1 protein-coding gene is annotated in these 2,390 nt (G+C 71.1%); it reads left to right on the plus strand.

The genetic code is table 11. The features are described from left to right. Positions 1–2,390: condensation domain-containing protein (locus ACFVYN_RS41240; protein ID WP_390008044.1), on the plus strand; the 2,390-nt coding region annotated here is incomplete at both ends.

A 2,390-nucleotide genomic window follows, 5' to 3' on the forward strand; every position in this document is an offset into this window, starting at 1 on the left:
GGTGGTGCGCGAGGACAGTCCGGGCGACAAACGCCTGGTCGCCTACGTCGTACCCGACGGTGCGGCGAGCGAACTGGCCGCACAGATACAGGAGTTCGCCGCACAGCAGGTACCGGACTACATGGTCCCGGCCGCGGTGGTGGTCCTGGACGAGCTGCCGCTCACCGTCAACGGCAAGCTCGACCGGACGGCTCTGCCCGCCCCGGATTACGCGATCGGCGGCGGACGGGCACCGGCCAATGCCTGGGAGGAGATCGTCTGCGGCGCCTTCGCGGAGATCCTCGGCCTGGACGCGGTCGGAGTGGATGACAACTTCTTCGACCTCGGCGGCCATTCGCTGCTCGCGACCCGTCTGGTCAGCCGGCTTCGCGCCGTGCTCGGCGTCGAGGTGGAGCTCGCAGCCCTCTTCGACGCCCCGACTCCGGCCGGAGTGGCCGCAGGACTGGCACAGGCGGCACCCGGCCGCACGGCTCTCGTGGCCGGGGAGCGGCCGCAGCGGCTGCCGTTGTCCTTCGCTCAGCAGCGCCTGTGGTTCGTCGAGCAACTCGAGGGCGCCGGAACGATGTACAACGTTCCGGTCGCTCTGAGGCTGACGGGCCGGGTGGACCGTACGGCGCTAGCGGGGGCGCTGCGGGACGTACTGGGCCGGCACGAGGTTCTGCGTACGGTCTTCGGGGTGTCGGAGGGCGAGCCGTACCAGCGCATCCTGCGCCTTGACGACCTGGACTGGGAGCTGGAGGTCGTCGAGGTCACTCCCGAGGAACTGCCCGACGCCGTCGCCGCAGTCTCTGGTCACACTTTCGACATCGCCTCGGAAGTGCCGGTCAGGGCCTGGCTGTTCGCCGCCGGTCCCGAGGAGCACGTGCTGCTCATCGTGATCCATCACATCGCCGGCGACGGCTGGTCCACGGCGCCGCTGATGCGGGACTTCTCGGCGGCGTACGCGGCCCGGCGGGAGGGCCGCGCACCGGTCTGGGAGCCGCTGGCGGTGCAGTACGCGGACTACGCGCTGTGGCAGCGTGACCTGCTCGGCGACGGGGACGACCCGGACAGCCTGCTGGCCGAGCAGGTGACGTACTGGCGGCAGACCCTCTCCGGTGCTCCTGAGGAACTGAACCTGCCCTTCGACCGGCCCCGCCCCGCGGTGGCGAGCCACCGAGCACACCGGCTGCCGCTGCGGATCCCGGCCGAGTTGCACCAGCAGGTGCTGGGAGCGGCCCGGGCCCAGGGCGTGACCCTGTTCATGGTCGTGCAGGCTGCACTGGCCGTCCTGCTCTCCCGGCTCGGGGCGGGCGACGACATCCCGATCGGCTCGGCCATCGCCGGACGTACCGACGAGGCGCAGGACGACCTGGTCGGCCTCTTCGTCAACACCCTGGTCGTACGCACCGACCTGACCGGTGACCCGACCTTCGCCCAGATCCTCGAGCGGGTGCGGGAGACGAGCCTGAACGCGTTCGCCCACCAGGATGTCCCCTTCGAACGGCTGGTCGAGGAACTGGCCCCCGTCCGCTCCCTGGCACGGCACCCGCTGACCCAGGTGACCCTCACCCTGCAGAACGCCGACCGGGCGGTCCTCGATCTGCCCGGCCTCCAGGTCGCCCCCCTGCCGGGCGGAGACGTGACCACCGACTTCGACCTCCGCGTGATCGTCGGAGAGGTCTTCGACGACGAGGGTGCCCCGGTGGGGATGCGCGGATCACTCACCGTGGCGGCGGACCTGTTCGACCTGAGTACGGCGGAGCGAATCGCCGACCGGCTGGTGCGTGTGCTCGACACAGTGACCGAGCACCTGGACCGCCCGCTGAGCGCGGTGCCGGCGCTTGACGACGCGGAGCGTCGACGGGTGCTGGTGGAGTGGAACGACACCGTGGTCGACGTGCCCCCCGTCACGGCGCCGAGCCTGTTCGCGGAGCACGTGGCCAGGACCCCGCAGGCAGTGGCGGTCGTCTCCGACGAAGTCGAGGTGACGTACACGGAGTTGGATGCCCGTGCGAGCCGGCTGGCGCGGCGGCTGCGCGCTCTCGGCGTGGGCCCGGAGAGCGTGGTCGGCCTGTGCCTGCCTCGCGGTGTCGATCTGTTGATCTCGATCCTGGCGGTGTGGAAGGCCGGCGGAGCCTATCTGCCGGTGGACCCTCAGTATCCGGCTGAGCGGATCGCGTACATGCTGCGGGACAGCCGGGCCGGGCTGCTGCTGGCGACGGCCGGGGTGCTGGACGACCTGCCGGCGGGTCGTATCCGCACGGTCGCGGTGGACGACCCGGCGGTGGCGGCGGCGATCGCCGCGGAGTCCCCGGACGCTCTGGACGTTCCGGTCGAACCTGGAACGGCGGCGTATGTGATCTATACGTCGGGGTCGTCGGGGCGGCCGAAGGGTGTGGTGGTGTCGC

The sequence above is a fragment of the Streptomyces sp. NPDC058307 genome (genome assembly GCF_042880295.1).
In the GTDB taxonomy this organism is placed as follows: Bacteria; Actinomycetota; Actinomycetes; order Streptomycetales; family Streptomycetaceae; genus Streptomyces.